Here is a 21,700-nt window from a genome sequence, read left to right as displayed (position 1 = left end):
ACCGTGTCGACAATCACCACACCGGTCCGCCCGAGTGCCGAACAGGACGCGGGAGTGCTGTCCCGACTCTTCGTCCAATGGCCCTCGATCCTGGTGAAGGCGTCCCTGCGCCGACCACTGAAGCTGTCGGACAGCCTGACGCCGCCCCGGTACGACCACCTGGAGCGGGTGACCCCGGTCTTCGAGCGTGCCTGGGCCGCCCGGCGGGACCATCCGGACGGGCTGCGGCGGGCCCTCTACCAGACCTACCGTCGGCGGTTCTGGTGGGCGAGCCTGATCTTCCTGGCCTACCAGACCTGCGCGACCGTCGGGCCGCTGCTGGTGCGGGAGCTGATCGCCTGGTTCGAGGGCGACGGCCGGGGCCCGGTGGTGGAGGGTCTGCTGATCGCCGCCGGCCTGGCCGGCTTCTACGTGTTGGACGCGTTGAGCCACAAGCACCAGTGGTCCGAGGTGTGGAAGACCGCGCACTCGATCACCGCGCTGCTGCGGACCGAGATCCTGCGCAAGTACCTGCGGATGGATCGCGGTGCCCGACTGGCCCACCCCTCCGGGGAGGTCATCACCCTCGCCTCGTCCGACGCCCGGAGGGTCGGGCGGGTCGCTTTCACGCACATGGCGTGGGCGGTGCCGCTGGGCATCGCCGGCTCCTGCGTGGTCCTCTGGGTGCTGCTGGGCTGGGCGGCGCTGGTGGGCATCGTCATCCTCATCGCCGGTCTGTGGCTGTCGCACGTGGCCAACGAGAGGGTCTTCGCGCTGGTGCCGGCGATCCGGGACGCGAACGGCGTCCGGATCGGGCTTGTCGGCGAGTACCTGGGGGCCATGCGGACGCTGCGCACCCACGGCTGGGAGGACGTCGCCGAGCGGGCTGTCGGCCGGGAACGCGCGACGCTCAACGCGTTGCTGGTCCGCCGGCAGAAGCGGCTCGCCACGCTCTACCTGGTGAACGCCGCCGCGCCGGTGCTGATGGTGATGGCCACCCTGGTCACGTACGCGGCGCTGGGCAACGAACTGAAGGCGGCGGACGTGTTCGCGGCGATCGCCGTGCTGACCGTCCTCCGGTCCCAACTGCCCGAGCTGGTGCGCTACCTGGACATGCGCAACGAGTGGCGGGTGGCGTTCGGGAAGGTGACGACCTTCCTGCGGGCCCCGGACACCGCCGAGGCGTCGACCGACGGCGACGCGCCGGCCGGGGCGGTCGACCTCGACGGCGCGTCGTTCACCTGGCCCGGGGCCGACGCGGACGCCCGGCCGGTCCTGACCGGCGTCGACCTGCGGGTCGCGCCCGGTGAGTTGATCTGCGTGCTGGGTCGGGTCGGCAGCGGCAAGTCCGCGCTGCTCGCGGCGCTGGCCGGGGCGCTGCCGACGATCGCGGGTACCGCACGGGTCGGTGGCAGCGCCGTCTACCTGCCGCAGCGCCCCTGGATCATGCAGGGCAGCGTCGTCGACAACATCCGCTGCTTCTCGCCCGACGATCCGGACCGGTACGCGGCGGTCGTCCGCGCCACCGCCCTGGAGGCGGACCTGGCGGCGATGCCGGCCCGCGACGGCACGGCCATCGGCGAGCGGGGCGTGAACCTCTCCGGCGGGCAACGGCAGCGCATCGCGTTGGCCCGCGCCGCCTACGAGGACGCCGACGTCTACCTCCTTGACGACCCGACCAGCGCCGTCGACGACGCGGTCGCCGGCACCATCCTGGAGGCGCTGTTCGACGGGGTGCTCGCCGGGCGTACCCGGATCGTTGCCACCCACCGCCTCGACGTGGCCCGGCGGGCCGACCGGGTGGTGGTCCTCGACGGCGGCCGGGTGGTCGCGGCGGGCCGGTTCGCCGACGTCGCCGCGCAGATGCCCGACCTGCTGCCGGCCGTGGCCGCCGAGGCCGCGACGCCGTCCGACCCGGACGGCGTCGGGCTGGACGAGGTGGCCGAGGAGGTGGCCGCCGAGGAGGAGGAGACGGTCCGCGCCGGTCAGGTCGGTTCCGCCACCCACCGCCGTTACCTGCAGGTGCTGACCCCGGGCCTCCTCGCTGTCGTTCTGCTCGGCCTGGCCGTCGGCGGGCAGGCCGTCCTGGGCGGCTCGTCGTTCTGGCTCGGCCACTGGACCGAGCACGCCGGGCAGGACACGCTGTACTACGCGGGGGTGTTCGCCGCCATCGGTCTGTTGGCGCTCGTGCTGGATCGCGGGCTGTTCAGTTTCGCCTTCGCCCGGGGTGTGTCCGCCGGCCAGAACCTGCACGCGTCGATGCTGCACCGGGTCTTCCGGGCCCCGCTGTCGTTCTTCGACCGCAACTCCTCCGGACGCGTCCTGGCGCGGTTCTCCGGTGACATGGAGACCATCGACCTGGAGTTGCCGGAGACCACCATGGACACCCTCCGGGTCGCCGTCGGCCTGGTCGTGCCGTTGGCGGCGCTGGCCTTCACCAGTCCACTGATGCTGGTGGCGGCCCCGCTGCTGCTGGTGGTCTACCTCCGCTGGCAGCGGCTCACCCGGGCCAGCACGGTCGAGGCGTCCCGGCTGTCGAAGCAGGCGAACGAGCCGATGCTCGCGCTGCTCAACGAGGCGGTCGACGGGGTGACCTCGATCGAGGGCCGGAACAGCCGGGTGCGCGGCTACCAGGCCGCGTTCGGTGAGCGGGTCCGCGTCGCGCACCACGCCGACTACACGGTCAACGCGCTGTCGCGGCACTTCAACCTGAAGCTCGACATGCTCGGCGCGGTCGTCCTGCTGACGTACGGGGTGCTGATCGTCTCCGTGGGCGGGATCGGCGCCGGGCTGGCCGGTGTCGGGGTCAGTTTCGTGTACGCGCTGATGGAGGCGCTGGCCATGAGCCTGATGACGGTGCAGATGATGGACCTGTCGCTGGCGAGCTTCGAACGTGTCGACGACTACACCCGGCTGCCGGTCGAGCCGACCGACGGGCGACCGGCCCCGGCCGGCTGGCCCACCGCCGGCGAGGTCCACTTCGAGAACGTCACCCTGCGCTATGCCGAGGGCGGCCCGGCCGCGCTGAACGGCGTGTCGTTCGACGCCCCGGCGGGCAGCAAGATCGGCATCGTCGGCCGGACCGGCAGCGGCAAGTCCAGCCTGTTCACCGCGCTGCTGCGGTTCGTGCCGGCCGAGCAGGGGCGCATCCTCGTCGACGGGGTGGACACCACCACGCTGCGGCTGGCCGACCTGCGGGCCGCCGTCGAGGTGGTACCGCAGGATCCGGTGCTGCTGCCCGGCACCCTGCGGGACAACATCGACCCGACCGGTGCGTACCCCGACGCGGCGGTCACCGCCGTCCTCACCAAGGTGGGCCTCGCCGACCGGCTGCTCGGCGTGGGCGGTGGCGGTCTCGACGTGGCCCTGTCCGCCGACGGCGGGCAGCTCAGCGCCGGTGAACGGCAGCTGCTCTGCCTGGCCCGGGCGTTGCTGCGGGACGCGAAGCTGGTCCTCATCGACGAGGCCACGTCGAGCCTCGACGCCGAGACCGACGCCCGCATCCAGCGGCTGCTGGCGGTGGACCTCGCCGACGCGACGGTGCTCACCATCGCCCACCGCCGGGAGACCCTGGCCGGGGCCGACCGGGTGGTGACGCTCGACGGTGGGCTGGTGGCCCGGGTGACCGACCGCGATCCGGCCGGGGTGCTGGCCGGGGCGACGAACCCGGTCGGGCAGCGTGCCGGCCAGCCGAGTCTCGGGGAGCCGGTCCAGTGACCGGATCGCGTGCGGTGGCCCCGGAGATGGACGCGCTCGTCCACTGGCGGGCCGGGCTGGCCGGCGTACCCACCCTGGACCTGGTCACCGACCGGGTCCGCCCGGCCCGTCGACGCCAGCACACCGACCGGGTGACGCTCACCGTCGGCCCGGACACCACCCGACGGCTGCACGCGGTGAGCGCGGCGGTGGGCGTCGCACCCTCCGTGCCGTTGCTCGCGGTGGGGCAGGTGGTGCTGGGCCGGCACGCCGGCACCCGGGACCTGGCCACCGCGACGCCGCTGGACGGCGCCCTGGTGCCGTTGCGCGGCAGGTGGGACGACGACCCGTCGGCCGCCGACCTGTTCGCGCGAGTCGACGCCGGGTTGCGGGCGGCCTCGCCGTACACCGGCGTCCCGCTGCACCGGGTGGCCGAGGCGCTCGGCCTACCCCACGACCCGAGTCGTGCCGCGCTCTGCCCGGTCGTGCTGGGGGTGGGAGCGGCCCCCGCCACCACCGGGGCGGTGCCGCCCGACCTGAGCGTGCTCTGGGACGAGCCGCGGCCCGACGGGGCGGTCGGCGTCCTCGCCTACGACCCGGACCTGTTCGACAGCGCGACGGTGCGCCGGTTCGCCGACCACTACCTGACGTTGCTCGACAACGCCCTGACCGACCCCGAGGCGCCGATCTCCACCCTCGCGCACACGTCGGCGCAGGAGCGCGCGCTGATCGTCCGGTGGGGCACCGGCGGCGGTACGGCAGGTCCGCCGAGTGTGCCGGCGGCGTTCCTCACCCAGGCCGAGGCGACACCGGACGCCGTCGCTCTGGAGTACGACGGCACCACCCTCACGTACGCCGAGGTGCGCGCCCGGGCCGACGCCCTGGCGACCGTCCTGACCGGACACGGGGTCACCCCGGGCAGTGTCGTCGGCCTGGCGATGGGCTCGTCCGCCCAGTTCGTCGTGGCGATGCTCGCGGTGCTCGCCACCGGGGCGGCGTACCTGCCCCTGGACCCGTCCTACCCCGAGGCACGGCGGGAGTTCATGCTGCGCGACAGCGGGGCGGCCCTGCTGCTCGCCGACGGTCCGGTGGCCGTCGTCGACGACCTGCCGGTGCTGCGGCTCGACCGGCTGGTGCTGCCCTCGGGACGGTCCGCGCCGACGTGGCCGCTGACGTACCCGACCCAGCGGGCCTGCGTCCTGTACACCTCCGGGTCGACAGGGCGGCCGAAGGGGGTCGAGACCACCCACGGCGGGATCGTCCGGCTGGTTCACCGCGCCGACTACTTCCCCGTCGGGCCCGCCGACGCGGTCGCACAGGCGGCCAACGTGTCGTTCGACGCGGCGAGCTTCGAGGTGTGGGGTGCGCTGCTCAACGGCGCGCGCCTGGTGGGCATCCCCAAGGACGACGTGCTCACGCCGTCCCGGCTGGGTCACCGACTCGCCGAGCACGGCGTCACGGTGCTGATGCTCACCACCGCCCTGTTCCACAGGTGCGTGGACGCCGACCCGGCGATGTTCGCCCCGCTGCGCGCCCTCTACTTCGGCGGCGAGCCGGCCGACGCCCGCCGGGTCGCCACGCTGGCCGCCGCCCTGCCGGGGTTGCGCCTCGTCAACGGGTACGGCCCGACCGAGTGCACCACGTTCTCCAGCACCTGGGACGTGACCGACCTGCCCGGCGACGCGGCGCGGACCCCGATCGGTCGACCGATCGGTGGGGAGCTGCTCTACGTCCTCGACGACCACGGCCGGCTGACCGGCATCGGCGCTCCGGGGGAGCTGTTCATCGGCGGCGCCGGTCTCGCGCACGGGTACGTCGGCAGGCCCGACCTGACCGCCGAGCGGTTCGTGCCGAGCCCCTTCGAGCCCGGCGCCCGCGTCTACCGCACAGGTGACGTGGTGCGGTGGCGCGAGGACGGTCAACTGGAGTGCCTGGGCCGGGCCGACCAGCAGGTCAAGATCCGTGGTGTCCGGATCGAGCCGGACGAGATCGCCAGCACCCTCACCACCTGCCCGGGCGTCCGGGCCGCCGCCGTCACGGTGCACGGGGACGGCGACGAACGTCGGCTCGTCGCCTACGTCGTCCCGGACGACGCCCCGGTCCCGGCGGGTGAGCTGCGCGCCCACCTCGCGGCCCGGCTGCCCGAGGCGATGGTGCCGACCTGGTACGTGCCGCTGGCGGCGTTGCCGGTCACCCCCAACGGCAAGGTGGACCGCCGAGCGCTGCCCGCGCCCGACGCGCACCACGGCGTCCGGGCCGCCGACGGCGTGCCGCCCAGCGGCCCGATCGAGGAACTTGTCGCACGGACCTGGCAGGACCTGCTCGGCGTGCAGGTGGTGTCCGCCGCCGACGATTTCTTCGCCCTCGGCGGCCACTCGTTGCTCGCGGCGCAGATGGTGGCGCGGATCGCCGCCGCCGCCGGCGTGCGGCTGGGCGTCCGCGCCGCCTTCGAGGCGCCCACCGTCGCCGCGCTCGCGGCACGCGTCGCCGACGCCGGCCCGGACGACGCCCGCCCGCCGGTGCCGGCCGCCGGCCCCGGGCCGCACCCCCTGTCGTACGCCCAGCAGCGGCTGTGGTTCCTCGACCAGCTCGACGCTGGTCAGGCGGTCTACTCGGTGCCGCTGGTGCTCACCGTGGACGGCCCGCTCGACGTCGACGCCCTCGACGCCGGCCTGCGGGGGCTGGTGACGCGGCACGCGGCGCTGCGGACCCGGCTGGTGACGATCGACGGCGAGCCCCGGCAGGTCGTGGACGACGAGCCACCGGTCGTCCTCACCGTGGACGACCTGCGCGACCGGGCCGACCGTGACGAGCAGGCCGACGCCCTGCTGCGCCACGCCGCCGCCCGACCCTTCGACCTCGCCACCGGGCCGCTGGCTCGCTGGCATCTGATCCGGCTGACCGACGAGCACGCGATGCTCCTGATGACGTTGCACCACGCGGTCTGTGACGGCTGGTCGATCGGTGTGCTGATCCGTGACCTCGGCGCGTTCTACGCCGCCCGGACCATCGGCACGCCCGCACCGGTCCCGCTCACCGTCGAGTACGTCGACTACACCCTGTGGCAGCGCGCGCTGCTGGCCGGCGACGCGCGGACGACCCAGCTCGCGTACTGGGTGGACCGGCTCGCGGGTGCGCCCGCGGCACTGGACCTCCCGACCGACCGTCCCCGCCCGGCCACCGCCCGGCACCGGGGGGAGACGTTCGACGTACGGCTGCCCGCCGCCCTGGTCGAACGCCTCGACGCGGTGGGACGGCGGCACGGCGTCACCCGGTTCATGGTGCTGCTCGCCGTGTTCCAGCTGGTGCTGGGCCGGTACGCGGACGTCCGCGACGTCAGTGTCGGCAGCCCGGTGTCCGGGCGCACCCGCTCCGAGTTCGACGACCTGGTGGGTTTCTTCGTCAACACCGTCGTGCTGCGGACCCGTTGGCAGGACACCGAGACGTTCGTCGACGTGCTGGCCCGGGTGCGGGACGCGGTGCTCGGCGCGTACGAGCACCAGGACGTTCCGTTCGAGCAGGTCGTCGAGGCGGTCCGGCCACCACGCGACCCCAGTCGTACCCCGCTGTTCCAGGTCATGCTGTCGGCACAGAACCTGCCCGAGCGGACCGACGCGGTGCCCGGCCTGTCGGTCGGGGTGACCGAGCCACCCGGCCGGGTGGCGAAGTTCGACCTCACGGTGGCCTGGGACGAGGTGCCCAGCGCCACGGGCGAGCTGCGCGGCACCATGGAGTACGACGTCGACCTGTTCGACAGGGACACCGCCGAGCGGCTGGCGCACAGTTACCGCACCCTGCTGGAGTCGGCGCTGAGCACCCCGGACGCCCCGGTGTCCACACTGGACCTGCTGCCCGGCCCCGAGCCGGTCCCGCCGGTCGGCGGGGCGACCGACGCGCCGACCGCGTCGACTCTGCACGGCCTGGTCGCCGCCGCCGCGGCGCGCTGGCAGCAGCGCCCGGCGCTGGTGCAGGGCGACCGGCAGGTCAGCCACGCCGAGCTGGACAGCCGTGCCGCCGCCGTGCACGCCCACCTGACCGCCCAGGGCGTACGCCCCGGTGACACCGTCGCCGTCCTGCTGGAGCGCAGCCCTGACTGGCCGGCGGCGCTGCTCGGCGTCCTGCGCGCCGGGGCCGCGTACGTGCCACTGGACCCGGCGATCCCGCCGAAGCGGTTGGCGCACATCCTCGCCGACTCGTCGGCGGTGCTGCTGCTCGGCTCCCGCCAGAACCACCCGCCCGCCGCCAACCTGCCGTTCGTCGCGATCGAGGACGCGTTGCTCGCCGCCCCGGCCGCCGCCGGCACGCCGGTACACCCGTCGGCGCCGGCGTACGTGCTCTACACCTCGGGCACCACCGGGCAACCCAAGGGCGTCCGCGTCAGCCACGGCAACCTGGTGCACACCCTGGAGGCGGTCGCCGGGCACTACGCGCTCACCCCCGCCGACCGGGTGCTCCAGTTCGCCGCGCTCGGCTTCGACGTGGCCGCCGAGGAGCTGTTCGGGACGCTGATCCGGGGCGGGGCCGTGGTGTTGCCGCCGGCCGGGCCGGTGCCCGGTCTCGACGAGTTCACCGCGTTGGTCCGCCGGGAGCGACTCACAGTGCTCAACCTGCCGGCGTCGTACTGGCACGAGTGGGTGGCGGTGCTGGACCGTCACCCGCCCGCCTCCTGTCCGGACCTGCGGCTCGTCGTGGTCGGCAGCGAGCGGGTCGACGCGGGGCGGCTCGCCCAGTGGCGCGCCGCCGCGCCGGAGGTGCGCTGGCTCAACGCGTACGGCCCGACCGAGGCCACCATCACCGCCACCGTGCACGAGCCGGGCGGCGACCGGGAGCCGGTCATCGGCAGCGTCCCGGTGGGGCTGCCGCTGCCGGGCGTGCGGGCGTACGTCCTCGATCGTGGACTGCGGCCGGTGCCGCGCGGGGTTCCGGGGGACCTGTGGCTCGGCGGACCGGGGGTGGCGCAGGGCTACGTCGGGGACCCGGCCCGCACCGCCGTCAGCTTCCTGCCCGATCCGTGGGGCCCGCCCGGGGGCCGCATGTACGGCACCCGGGACCGGGTCTGCCTCGGTGTCGGTGGGGTGCTCGAGTTCCTCGGCCGGGAGGACGGCCAGGTCAAGGTGCGCGGATTCCGGATCGAGTTGGGCGAGATCGAGGCGGCGCTCGGTGCCCACCCAACGGTAGGAGAGGCGGCTGCGGTGCTGCGCGAGGACGTGCCGGGCCGACCCACGCTGGTCGGCTACGTGACGCCCAGCGACGTGGACGTGGCGCTGCTGCGCGCGCACCTGGCCGACCGGCTGCCCGGGTACATGGTGCCGGCCACGATCGTCACGCTGGACCGGCTGCCACGCAGCGACCGCGGCAAGGTCGACCGGGACGCCCTCGCGCCGCCCGCCGCCCCGACCCCTGCCGGGGTGGGTGTGCCCGGCAGCGAGTTGGAGCGCGCGGTGGCGGCGATCTGGCGCGACGTGCTGGTGGTCGACGAGGTGGGCGTCGACGACAACTTCTTCGACATCGGTGGGCACTCGCTGCTCGTGATGCGGGTGCAGACGCACCTGTCCGAGCGGCTGGGTCGCACGGTGCCGGTGGTGGAGCTGTTCCGCCACCCCACCGTGCGGGCACTCGCCCGGCACCTGGCGTCCGGGGACCGGACGCCGGCGATGTCCGCGGGGCACCACCGCGCCGAGACACGCGCCGCCATCCAACGGGCGCGCACACCGCGACGTCGGCCGGGCCGGCATCACGACAGGGGGGACGCATGATGACCGAGGAACGTACATTGCCCGACACCGCCATCGCCGTCGTCGGAATGGCGCTCCGGGTTCCCGGGGCCGCCACCCTCGACGCCTTCTGGAGCAACCTGCGCGACGGGGTCGAATCGCTCACCACCCTCGACGACGCCGACCTGATCGCCGACGGCGTCGCACCCGAGGAGTTCAACCACCCCGACTACGTCCGTGCCCTCGGCGTCCTCGACGACCCGGCCGGCTTCGACGCCCGCTTCTTCGGGTTCTCGGCCCGTGAGGCGCAGCTGCTCGACCCGCAGCACCGGATCTTTTTGGAGTGCGCCTGGGAGGCGTTGGAGCACGCCGGTCACCCGTTCGACTCCACGACACCCGTGACAGGTGTCTACGCCGGGGTGGGGGAGAGCTCCTACCTGCTGCACAATCTGCTGCCCAACGCGGACCTGGTGGCCCGGGTCGGGGCGTTCCAGACCTCCATCGGCAACGACAAGGACTTCCTGCCGACCCGGGTGTCGTACAAGGTCAACCTGCGGGGCCCCAGCATCAGCGTGCAGACCGGCTGCTCCACCTCCCTGGTCGCCGTGCACATGGCCGCGCAGGCGCTGCTGGCCGGCGAGTGCGACGTCGCGCTGGCCGGCGGCGCGACGGTCATCGCCCGCCGCCGTGGCTACCGGCACACCCAGGGCGGCATCCTCTCCGCCGACGGCCACTGCCGGGCGTTCGACGCCGAGGCGACCGGCGCGGTGGCCGGCAGCGGCGCCGGCGTCGTCGTGCTCAAGCGGCTCGCCGACGCGATGACGGACGGCGACCTGGTGCACGCAGTGATCCGGGGCTCGGCCGTGAACAACGACGGCGACCGCAAGGTCGGCTTCACCGCCCCGAGCGTGGACGGGCAGGCCGACGTCATCGCCGAGGCGCTCGCCGTCGCCGGGGTCGACCCCGGCACGATCGGTTACGTCGAGGCGCATGGCACCGGCACCCCGCTCGGTGACCCGATCGAGGTGGCCGCGTTGGCGAGTGCCTTCGGTGACCTGCCGCCGGGCCGCATCGGGCTCGGCTCGGTCAAGACGAACGTCGGGCACCTCGACACCGCCGCCGGGGTCGTCGGTCTGATCAAGACGGTGCTGGCACTGCGGGCCGGCGAGATCCCACCGTCGCTGCACTTCCGCACCGCCAACCCCGAGCTGGCTCTGGACGCGAGTCCCTTCCACGTCGTCGCGGCCCGCACCCCATGGCCCGGCGGGGTGCGCCGTGCCGGGGTCAGCTCGTTCGGCATCGGCGGCACCAACGCGCACGTCGTCGTGGAGGAGGCCCCGACCCGCGCGGCGGGCCAGGAGAGCCGCCGGCGGCACGTGCTGCCCCTGTCCGCCGCCACACCCACCGCCCTCGACACGGCTGCCGACCGACTCGCCGCGCACCTGAGCGCCCACCCGGACACGCCGCTGGCCGAGGTGGCGTACACCCTGCAACGCGGCCGGCGGACCCTGCCGTACCGCCGGACGGTCGTCGGCGGCAGCCCCGCCGAGGTGGTCGAGGCGTTGCGGCGACCGGCGGCCCGGCCGGCCGAGACCGCCACCGACCGCGCGGTGCTGTTCACCTTCCCCGGTCAGGGCGCGCAGCGCACCGGCATGGCGCACGCCCTCTACGTCGCTGAGCCGGTGTTCCGCTCCGAGGTGGACCGGGCCGCGGACCTGCTGACGCCGTTGCTCGACACGGACATCCGGGACCTGCTGTTCCCCGCCGACGACCAGCGGGAGACCGCTGCGGAACAGCTCCAGCAGACCCGGTACGCGCAGCCGGCGCTGTTCGTCGTCGAGTACGCGCTGGCGAAGCTCTGGGCGCACTGGGGCGTACGACCGGCGGGGCTGCTCGGGCACAGTGTGGGTGAGCTGGTGGCCGCCTGCCTGGCCGGGGTGTTCGCGCTGCCCGACGCGGTGCGCCTGGTCGCGGCACGCGGTCGGCTCATGCAGGCGGCGGAGCCGGGCGTGATGCTCGCGGTGCCGCTGGCCGAGGCCGAGCTGCTGCCGCTGCTCGACGATGTGCTGGACCTCGCCGCCGTCAACGGCCCCCGGCAGTGCACCGTCTCCGGGCCGCCCGAGGCCGTGGCGGCTCTCGAGGCCCGGCTGCGCGAGCGGGGGGTGGCCTCGACCCGGCTGGCCACCTCGCACGCGTTCCACTCCCGGGCCATGGCCGCCGCCGGGTCGGCGTTCGAGGCGGAGGTGGCCCAGGTGCCGCGCTCGGCGCCGGAGATTCCCTTCGTGTCGAACGTGACAGGTGCCTGGATCACCGCCGAGTCGGCCACCAGCCCCGCGTACTGGTCCCGGCAACTACGGTCGACCGTCCGCTTCGGCGACGGCCTGGCGGCGCTGCGCGACGCTGACGCCGACGCCGTGGTGCTGGAGATCGGCCCCGGGCGGGTGTTGACCCGCCTCGCCGGTGGGTCGGCCGCCCGCGCGGTGGCGTCGCTGCCGTCGGCCGGTCGGGACGCCGACGCCGAGACGGAACTCCTCGCCGCAGCCGGTGCGCTGTGGCGGATGGGCGTCGCGATCGGGTGGGAGGCGCTGCACGGTGACGTGCCGCCCCGGCGGACCGTCCTGCCGGCCTACCCGTTCGAGCGGGAACGCTGCTGGGTCGATCCTCCCCGCGACGCGGTGACGAGCCGGGCGGGTGCCGACGGGCTCGTCGTGCGCGGCTACCGCCGGGCCGGCGGTGCCGGGCCGGCGACCACCGGGACCGGTGCCTGGCTGGCCGTCGACGCCGGTCTGCCGGACGGCGTCGTCGACGAGCTACGCGCGGCGGGGGGCCGGGTGGTCGTCGCTGACCTCGATCCGGCGACCGGCGCGCTCCGCACGTCGCTGTCGCCGCAGGAGCGGATCAGCGGGGTGCTGCTGGCGGTTCCACAGGGCAACCCGGCACCCACGCTCGCGGCCCTGGGTGAGGCGCTCACCAGGCGCGGCGACGCGTACGCTCGGGTGGTCGTCGTCACCGACGGCGCGCTCGACGTGACCGGCACCGAGACGCTGGTGCCGCCGCGCGGCGTGCTCGCCGGTTGGGCGACCGGCGGCGCGCCCGGCACCCGGACGCTGCTCGACGTGCTCCCGGCCACGACGCCGGTGGCCGCCCGCCGCCTCGCCGCCTCGGTGGTGCGGGAGGTCAGGTGCGCGCACCCCGAGCCGGTGGTGGCAGTGCGTGGCGGGCACCGCTTCCTGCCGCACGTCACCGCAGCTCCGGCTGCCGCCCCCGAGCGGCACACCGGCGCCCGATACCAGCTCGCCGGCGACGCGGTCTTCGGTGCCGCGTTCCGGCGGGCCCTCATCACCGCCGGCGCGAGCGTCGACGACCCGGGGGGTGCCGGTCAGCCCGGTCCGGTGACCGTGCTGGTGCCGGTGGACGCCCGCACGTCCGCCGACGAGGCCCTGGCCACGCTGGCCGCCGTGGGCGTCGGCGCGCGGGGGCCGGTCACCGCCGTCGAGGTGCACCTGCTCGGCGGTACGCCGGACAACCCGCTCGCCGGCCACCTCGTCGCGCAGGCGGCGGCGCTGGGCCGGGAGTCCGACGTGGAGTGGGTGACCTACGGTTGGCCGGTGGCGGACCCGTCCGCCGTCGAACGGACGGCCGCCCGGGTGGTCGGCGCAGCGGCCTCCACCGGGCACGTGGTGGTCACCGCGCTCGACGAGACCGAGGGCGGCGCGGCGGAGGACCCCGCCGAGGTCCACGCGGTCGAGGACCCGACCGAGCGTGAGGTGGCGGCGATCTTCGCCGACCTGCTCGGCGAACGGGACGTCGCGCCCACCGTCGGCTTCTTCGAGCTGGGTGGGCACTCCCTGCTCGCCGCTCAGCTCGTCGCCCAGGTCGGCCGGGTGTGCGGGGCGGACGTCCCGCTGCGCGCCTTCGTCGCCGACCCGACGGTCCGTGGTCTCGCCGCCGCGGTACGCGCGGCCCGCGCCGAGGCCGGTGTCAGCGGCGCCGAGTCGTTGCCGGCCGTCGTGCCGGACCCGGCGTCGGCGCACCTGCCGTTCCCGCTGACCGATGTGCAGCAGGCGTACTGGATCGGCCGCACCGGCGTGTTCGAGCTGGGCAACGTCGGCATGCACGGCTACGAGGAGTTCGACGTCCCCGAGCTGGACGTGTCGCGGTTGCAGCGGGCGCTGCGCCGGCTGATCCGGCGGCACGGGTCGCTGCGTACCGTCGTGCTGCCGCACGGCGAGCAGCAGGTCCTCGACGAGGTACCGGACTACGTCGTCGTCACCGAGGACGTGCGGGGTCGCCCGGCCGCCGAGGTGAACGCGAGCTTCGAGCGGACCCGCGCCGCCATGTCGCACCAGGTGTTCGTGCCGGACCGGTGGCCGCTGTTCGAACTGCGCGCCACACTGCTCGACGAGGGTCGGGGGCGGGTGCACTACAGCATCGACGGCCTGATCACCGACGCCTGGGCGTCGAGCATCGTGATGCGTGAGTTGACCCTGCTCTACCACGAGCCGGACGCGACCCTGCCCGAGCTGGAGTTGAGCTTCCGCGACTACGTGCTCGCCGCGCGGGCCGCGGAGTCGACCGAGCGGTACCAGCGCGCCGCCGCGTACTGGCAGGAGCGGGTGCCGACACTGGCCCTCGCCCCGGAGTTGCCGCTGGCGGCCGACCCGCACACCATCGCCGCGCCCCGCTTCGCCCGGCTCACCGGGCAGGTGCCGGCGGACGAGTGGGACACCGTCAAGGCCGCCGCGTCCCGGCGCGGCCTCACTCCGACCGCGCTGCTGCTGGCCGCGTACGGCGAGGTGGTCGCCACCTGGTCGAAGAACCAGCGGTTCAGCCTCAACCTGCCGATGGCGCACCGGTTGCCGCTGCACCCGCAGGTCGACGCGATCCTGGGTGACTTCACCTCGGTGACGCTGTTGGAGATCGACGCGGGCGGTGCGGCGTCGTTCGAGAACCGCGCCCTGACGATCCGGGACCAACTCCTCGCCGACCTCGACCACGGACTGTTCAGCGGTGTGCGGGTCGCGCGGGAGCTGAAGCGGGTACGCGGTGACGCCGCCGCCGTCATGCCCGTCGTGTTCACCAGCCTGTTCCAGGGCATCGGCGGGCACCCGCAGATCGGCGAGGTGGTCTACTCCATCTCCCAGACACCGCAGATCTGGATCGACACCCAGGTGTACGAGATGAACGGTGCCCTGGTGCTGGACATCGACGCCGTCGAGGGTCTCTTCCCCGAGGGCATGGTCGCTGCCATGCACGCGGCGACGCTGTCGGTGCTGCACTGGCTCGCCGCCGACGAGGCGCACTGGGCCGACCCGGTGCCGTCGCTGGTGCCCCGCGCTGAGCTGGCCGCCCAGGCGGCGTACAACCGCACGGAGGCGCCGTTGCCGGTGGGCATGCTGCACGAGCCGTTCTTCGCCACCGCCGCCCGGGTGCCCGAGCGCCCGGCCGTGATCACACCGACCCGGACGCTCACCTACGGCGAGCTGGCGGACCGCGCCCGCACGATAGCCGCCCACCTCGTCGGTCTGCGGGTACGCCCCGACGAGCTCGTCGCGGTGGTGATGGACAAGGGCTGGGAGCAGTGCGCCGCCGTCCTCGGTGTGCTCGCCGCCGGGGCCGCGTACCTGCCGATCGACCCGGACCTGCCGGACGAGCGGGTGCGTTTCCTGTTGACGCACGGCCGGGTGCGTGTGGTGCTGACCCAGGGGCGTCTGGCCGGTCCCGGGGCGCACCGGTTCGGCGACGTCGAGGTGTTGCGGGTGGACGAGCTGCGGGTCCTCCCGGCGGGCGCGCTGCCGGCTATCGACACCACGCCCCACGACCTCGCGTACGTCATCTTCACCTCCGGGTCCACCGGCCTGCCCAAGGGCGTGATGATCGAACACGAGGGTGCGTTGAACACCGTCGTCGACATCAACGCGCGCTTCCGGGTGGGCGAGGACGACCGGGTCCTGGCGCTGTCGTCGCTGAGCTTCGACCTGTCCGTGTACGACGTCTTCGGTCCGCTCTCCGTCGGCGGCGCGGTGGTGCTCCCGGAGGCGGCGGCACACCGCGATCCGGCCGCCTGGCTCGACCTGCTCACCAAGGCCAACGTGACGATCTGGAACTCGGTGCCGGCCCTCATGGAGCTGTTCGTCGAGCACCTCACCGTCCGGGAGGCCACCGGCGGCCTGCGACTGGTCATGCTCAGCGGTGACTGGATCCCGGTCGCCCTGCCGGACCGGATCCGGCAGACGCTCGACGGGCCCGAGGTGGTCAGCCTCGGTGGCGCGACGGAGGCGTCGATCTGGTCCATCCTCTACCCGATCGGGGCGGTCCCGGCGGAGTGGACGAGCATCCCGTACGGGCGGCCCATGGTGAACCAGACCTTTCACGTCCTCGACGACGCGTTGCGACCCCGACCCACCGGGGTTCCCGGGCACCTGCACATCGGTGGTGTCGGTTTGGCCCGCGGCTACCTGCACGACGAGGCGCGGACGGCGGCGAGCTTCGTTGCGGACCCGGCCACCGGAACCCGTCTGTACCGCACCGGTGACCTCGGCCGGTTCCTGCCGAGCGGGGAGATCGAGTTCCTGGGCCGGGAGGACTTCCAGGTCAAGGTGCAGGGTTACCGCATCGAGCTGGGCGAGATCGAGACCGCCCTCGCCCAGCACCCCGAGGTGCGCGGCGCGGTGGTGGTGGCGCAGGGCGAGCCGCGTGGCGCGAAGCGTCTCGTCGCCTTCGTCGTCCCCCGGGTCGCCGGTGCCGTGCCGACGGACGTGCGCGAGTTCCTCGCGGGCAAGCTGCCGTCGTACATGGTGCCGGCGGCGTTCCACGAGATCGACGAGCTGCCGCTGACCGCCAACGGGAAGGTCGACAGGCGACCACTGGTGGAGTTGGCCGACGCGGTCGAGGCGGACGACGTGCCGTACGTGGCACCCCGCTCCACCCTGGAGGAGACCATCGCCGAGGTCTGGGCCGGCATCCTGCGGGTCGACCGGATCGGCGTGCACGACAACTTCTTCGCCCTCGGCGGAGACTCGTTGCTGGCGATGCGGGCGGTGGTGCACCTGCGCAAGGCGTTCGACGTGCAGGTGCCGATCCGGGTGCTGTTCGACAGCCCCACCCTGGAGGCCGCCGCGTTCGCCATCGAGGACCACCTGCTCAGTGAGCTGGAGGAAATGTCCGACGAGGAGGCCAGCGCCCTGCTGGCCGACGAGCCGACGTACTAGGAGAGCCGTTCCGTGAACCGCCTCACCACCCACCCGCCCGGCCGCGCCCAGGGCTGGCTGGCCGCCGGGCCGCGCCGCCGCGTCACCCCCGCCGTCCGACTGATCTGCCTGCCGTACGCCGGTGGCGGGTCCTCGGCGTACCACGGGTGGCAGGAGCTGCTCGGCGACGACGTCGAGGTCTGCCCGGTCGAGCTGCCCGGGCGGCAGTCCCGCTGGCGTGAGCCGGCGTACACCGGGGTGCGGCAGCTGGTGGAGGCCCTCGCCTCGGCGCTGGCACCCGAGCTGGGGGTGCCCTACGCACTGTTCGGGCACAGTATGGGGGCGCTGGTCTCCTTCGAGCTGGCCCGCGAACTGCGCCGCCGCGCGGTGCCGCCGCCCCGGGTTCTCTTCGCCGCCGGTGGCCTCGCGCCGACGCTGCGGCGTACCTCGCCGAACATTCACGACCAACCGGACGCGGTGGTCGTCGAACGGCTGCGTGAGCTGGGCGGTCTGGACGAGGAGATCCTGGCCGAACCCGAACTGCTCGACCTGCTCCTGCCCGCCATCCGCGCCGACTTCGCGGTCTGCGAGACCTACGAGTACCGGCCGGAGCCGCCGCTGAGCTGCCCGATCGTTGCCTTCGCGGGGGACCGGGACCGGGAGGTGCCGCCGGATCGGGTCGCGCCGTGGCGGGAGCAGACGTCGGCCGGGTCCACCCTGCACGTGCTGCCGGGCGGGCACTTCTTCCCGATGACGGCCCGGGACGCCCTGCTGGGCACCGTCCGGGCCACCCTGGCGGCGGGGAGTTAGACGGAGGGCGGGCCGGTCACCCGGCCCGCCCCGACGATCAGCGGATCTCGGTGGTGTCCTCGGGGCGCGGTTGGCCGCGCGGCGGGGCGGACCAGGGTGATTCGCCACCCACCCGGCGGGGCAGCGGCTCGGTCGGTGTCGAGTCCGCCGGGTAACCCAGAGTGAGGGGCGCGGTGTCGCGCTCCGCGGGTGCGGGGGCCGGCCAGTCGGTCAACGTGTCGTTGCGGGGGCCTCCGTCGGACGCGGGGGTGGGTGCCGCGGCCGTTTCGGTCGCCGGGCTCGGCCACTGCCGCCAACGCTGTTGGCTGAAGGTCGCCATCAGCAGCAGCAGGCCGAGCAGGAAGAGCGTGCCGTTCTCCACGGGCAGTCGCAGCGGCAGGGGATCGCCGAACACCTTCCACTCGTGCGGGATCGCGTCCCGCACCGAGAAGGGCGCCACGAACATCCCGATGTACGGGGTGACCAGCAGCGCACCGGCCACCATCGGGCCCAGCGGCGAGAAGCGCAGCGTGCCGAGCAGGCCCAGCAGGACACCGCCGACACCGAGGTACACGGCCGGCTCGATCAGGTTGGCGGTGTTGAACGTGCCGATCTCCACCCAGCGGTCGACCGTCCGGCTCGACCCGTCCTGCCCCAGTGTGACCAGCACCCAGGTGATGGGCGCCACCACCAGCCCGGCGAGGAAGCTCCAGAGATGTCGCATCCGCGCACCGTACCGTTTTCGACATGACTGAGCACCTCTCCGCCCCTCCAACCGGCAAGCCGACGTCGTACTCGCGCGTCACTCTCAGCAAGATCATGACCGCGGTGGACGTCAACCTCTACGGCACCGTGCACGGCGGAGTTCTGATGAAGTTCGTCGACGACGTGGCCGGGGCCGCTGCCGCCCGACACAGCGGCGGGACCGCGGTGACCGCGGCGATCGACGAGATCGTCTTCTCCGAGGCGGTCCGGGTCGGCGATCTGGTGCACGCGCACGCCCAGGTCAACTGGACCGGCCAGACCTCCATGGAGGTGGGTGTGCGGGTGGTCGCCGAACGGTGGGACTCGGCCGAGGACGCACCGGTCCGGGTGGCCACCGCGTACCTGGTGTTCGTCGGCGTGGACGTGGGTGGGGCGCCGCGGGCGGTCCGCCCGGTGCTGCCGGAGACGGCGGAGGACGAGCGCCGGTACAAGGAGGCGGAGATCCGCCGTGCGCACCGGCTGGCCCGCCGCCGCGCCATCCAGGCCCACCGCGCCGGCTGACCCACATGAGGTGGCGGGTTGGAGTGTGGGACGGGCACGCGTCGGTTGGCCTACCCGGTGCGCAGAATGGCGCTTCGAGGTAGGGCAAGATGGCGCCACGGCCCAGTCACAGTGTCGTGTCGGGCCAGGGGGAGGGTGGAGCAGTGGGTGACATGCTGTGGACGCCGCCGGCGGACGTACGGGAGCGGTCCCGGATCGGTGCCTACCTGCGCTGGCTGCGGGAGCACCGCGGGTTGGACTTCGCCGACTACGACGCGCTGTGGCGCTGGTCCACCACCGATCTGGACGGGTTCTGGCGCTCGATCTGGGACCACTTCGACGTGATCGCGCACACCCCGCCGACCGCCACTCTGGCCGAGCGGGGGATGCCCGGCGCCCGTTGGTTCCCCGACGCCACGCTCAACTACGCCGAGAACGTGCTGCGGATGCCGGGGCGGGCCGACGACGACCCGGTGGTGATCTCCCACGGGCAGACCCGAGCGCCGGTCACGCTGACCGCCGGTGAGCTGCGCGAGCAGGTCCGCCGGGTGTCGGCCGGGCTGCGCCGGCTCGGCGTCACCGCCGGTGACCGGGTGGCGGCGTACGCCCCGAACATCGCCGAGACGTACGTCCTGCTGCTGGCCACCGCCAGCCTGGGCGCGATCTTCTCGTCCTGCGCGCCCGAGTTCGGCACCCGTAGCGTCACCGACCGTTGGCAGCAGATCGAACCGACGGTGCTGGTCGCCGTGGACGGCTACCGGTACGGCGACAAGCCGGTGGACCGGCGTGCCGAGGTCGCGGCGATCCGGGCGGCCCTGCCGTCGCTGCGCCACACCGTCAGCATCGGCTACCTCGACCCGACGGGCCCCGTGCCCGAGCGCGCACTGGGCTGGGCCGAGCTGGCCGCACCCACCGACGAGCCGTTGACGTTCACGCCGGTGCCGTTCGACCACCCGCTCTACGTGCTCTACTCCTCGGGCACCACCGGGCTGCCGAAGCCGATCGTGCACGGCCACGGTGGCATCCTGCTGGAGCACCTGAAGATGCTCGCCCTGCACCACGATCTGGGCCCGGCCGACCGGTTCTTCTGGTTCACCACCACCGGCTGGATGATGTGGAACTTCCTGGTCTCCGGCCCGGCGGTGGGAGCGGCGATCGTGCTCTTCGACGGCAACCCGGGGGTCCGGGCTGAGCCCGGCCGACCGGCCGAGCCCGACCTCGGCGGGCTGTGGCGGCTGGCGGCGGAGACCGGCACCACGTACTTCGGTACCTCCGCGCCGTACCTGCTGGCCTGCCGTAAGGCCGGGTTGGTCCCCCGGGAGGTCGCCGACCTGTCGGCGCTGCGCGGCGTGGGTTCCACCGGTGCGCCGCTGCCCGCCGAGGGCTTCCGCTGGGTGTACGAGACCGTCGGCGACCACGTCCAGCTCCAGTCGCTCTCCGGTGGCACCGACGTGTGCACCGGTTTCGTCGGCGGGGTGCCGCTGCTGCCGGTGTACGCCGGTGAGATCGCCTGCCGGGCGTTGGGCGCCAAGGTGGAGGCCCGTTCCGCCGACGGCACGCCGGTCATCGGTGAGCTCGGCGAGCTGGTGATCACCGAACCGATGCCGAGCATGCCGGTGGGCTTCTGGAACGACCCGGACGGCACCCGCTACTCGGAGGCGTACTTCGACGTCTACCCGGGCGTCTGGCGGCACGGTGACTGGATCACCATCAACGAGCGGGGTGGCTGCGTGATCACCGGCCGCTCCGACGCCACCCTCAACCGCGGTGGGGTGCGCCTCGGCACCGCCGAGTTCTACTCGGTCGTGGAAGGGCTCGACGAGGTGCTCGACTCGGTCGTCGTGCACCTGGAGGACGACGAGGGCGGTGCCGGTGAGCTGCTGCTCTTCGTGGTGCTGGCTGAGGGCCTGGAGCTGGACGACCCGATGCGCGCGAAGATCTGCCGTGAACTGCGCACGGCGCTCTCACCCCGGCACGTGCCCGACGAGATCCACCAGGTGCGTTCGGTGCCCCGCACCCTCTCGGCGAAGAAGCTGGAGGTGCCGGTCAAGAAGATCCTCACCGGCACCCCTGTCGACCAGGCCGCGGCGAAGGGTGCCCTGGTCAACCCCGAGTCCCTGACCGCCTTCGCCGCCCTGGCCCAGTCCCGCACGACGTCCTGACCCCGTTCCCACGCGATCTTGCACTTTCTGTCCCGACCTAAGGGGCATCCCACCCATCTCGACAACCGAAACTGCAAGATCGCCGGGGCGGGGCGGGGCGGGGCGGGGCGGGGCGGGGCGGGGTGGGGTGGGGTGGGGTGGGGTGGGGTGGGGGTCACGGGAGTGAGTGAGTGACTTTCTCCGTGGTCAGCCGGGTTGCGAGGTTGGCCTGGGCCAGGTTGGCGCACAGGACGACTGTTGCGGCTCGGGTCAGCGGGGCCAGCAGCCAGTCGACCGGGTCGGGGTGCCGGGCGGCGTCGATGAGGACCCGGGCGCCGGGAAGGATGCCCAACTCGGTGGCGCGAGCCTCGGCGCGACCCAGCAGGTGCGCGTCGGTGGGGCCAGGGCCGGATTGCGGCGTGAAGTGGTCACCGTGTGCGCGTACCTCGACGACGTAGTCGGCGAACCCGGGCGGCACCTGCCGAAGTGGGACGGCGAGCGGGGCCAACCCGAGGGCGTACCGCTCGTCGGCGGACCAGGACTGCGCCTCGTCGAACTGGTCGGCGGCGGCGAAGAGCACCCCCACGTCCCCCGGCGTGTCGACGACGCTCAGCTTGGCCGACCAGCAGGCCAGCAGCACCGCCGCGGTCTGCCAGTGTGGCGGCAGCAGCACGCCGGCGGGGGTGCCCGGCGCGAGGCCGACCTCGTCGACGAGGAGGTTGGCGGTCTTCGCCACCCAGTTCGCCAAGGTGACGCCGGAGAGTTCGGTGCGGTCGCCGGTGGCGTCGTCGTACCAGGTGAGCAGCGGTCGGGTCGGGTCGGTCGCGATCGCGTCGGCGAACACCCGGGCAATGTTGTCGGCCATCGGCGCGAACGATACGCCAGTGCGGGCCGTACTCGATGACGATGACAAGTCGGCGTACCGTCGGGTCGCAGTCAGCGTCGG

General features: G+C 73.7%; 8 protein-coding genes. 6 read left to right on the top strand and 2 right to left on the bottom strand.

Features of this window, described 5'->3' with window-relative positions:
- The first annotated feature begins 3 nt into the window (after nt 1–3).
- Genes ACIA47_RS05810 through ACIA47_RS05795 form a run of 4 tightly spaced genes read left to right on the top strand, consistent with a single transcriptional unit; the run spans nt 4 to nt 17,389 of the window.
- Nucleotides 4–3,696 (top strand): ATP-binding cassette domain-containing protein, encoded by a 3,693-nt coding sequence (locus ACIA47_RS05810; protein ID WP_396705831.1) that lies wholly within the window; start codon nt 4–6, stop codon nt 3,694–3,696.
- Nucleotides 3,693–9,431 (top strand): amino acid adenylation domain-containing protein, encoded by a 5,739-nt coding sequence (locus tag ACIA47_RS05805; RefSeq protein WP_396705829.1) that lies wholly within the window; start codon nt 3,693–3,695, stop codon nt 9,429–9,431. The genes ACIA47_RS05810 and ACIA47_RS05805 overlap by 4 nt, the downstream gene beginning before the upstream one ends.
- The gene (locus tag ACIA47_RS05800; protein ID WP_396705827.1) at nt 9,431–16,600 is read left to right on the top strand and encodes an amino acid adenylation domain-containing protein; all 7,170 of its coding nucleotides are present in this window, start codon (nt 9,431–9,433) and stop codon (nt 16,598–16,600) included. The genes ACIA47_RS05805 and ACIA47_RS05800 overlap by 1 nt, the downstream gene beginning before the upstream one ends.
- A gap of 12 nt (nt 16,601–16,612) precedes the next feature.
- Nucleotides 16,613–17,389 carry a thioesterase II family protein gene (locus ACIA47_RS05795; RefSeq protein WP_396705825.1) on the top strand — a complete coding sequence of 259 codons (777 nt, stop codon included), beginning with the start codon at nt 16,613–16,615 and terminating at the stop codon, nt 17,387–17,389.
- 37 nt (nt 17,390–17,426) lie between these two features.
- On the opposite strand, the gene ACIA47_RS05790 is transcribed toward ACIA47_RS05795, so the two are convergent.
- Complete coding sequence (locus ACIA47_RS05790) at nt 17,427–18,092, bottom strand: hypothetical protein (RefSeq protein ID WP_203125584.1); 666 nt, start codon at nt 18,090–18,092, stop codon at nt 17,427–17,429.
- 23 nt (nt 18,093–18,115) lie between these two features.
- On the opposite strand from ACIA47_RS05790, the gene ACIA47_RS05785 reads away from it, so the two are divergent.
- Both ACIA47_RS05785 and ACIA47_RS05780 read left to right on the top strand, forming a co-directional pair.
- Nucleotides 18,116–18,634, top strand: coding sequence for a hotdog domain-containing protein (locus ACIA47_RS05785; RefSeq protein ID WP_203125586.1), 519 nt, complete (start codon nt 18,116–18,118; stop codon nt 18,632–18,634).
- Between the two features lie 143 nt (nt 18,635–18,777).
- Entirely contained in the window at nt 18,778–20,775 is a 1,998-nt protein-coding gene (locus tag ACIA47_RS05780) for an acetoacetate--CoA ligase (protein ID WP_396705822.1), read from the top strand.
- A gap of 154 nt (nt 20,776–20,929) precedes the next feature.
- On the opposite strand, the gene ACIA47_RS05775 is transcribed toward ACIA47_RS05780, so the two are convergent.
- Nucleotides 20,930–21,619, bottom strand: coding sequence for a TIGR03089 family protein (locus ACIA47_RS05775; RefSeq protein ID WP_396705820.1), 690 nt, complete (start codon nt 21,617–21,619; stop codon nt 20,930–20,932).
- Between the last annotated feature and the right edge of the window lie 81 nt (nt 21,620–21,700).

This window comes from Micromonospora sp. NPDC051227, assembly GCF_044455385.1.
Taxonomy (GTDB): Bacteria; Actinomycetota; Actinomycetes; order Mycobacteriales; family Micromonosporaceae; genus Micromonospora.
The sequence above is the reverse complement of the archived record's forward strand: the minus strand, read 5'-3'. Positions and strand labels throughout refer to the sequence as shown.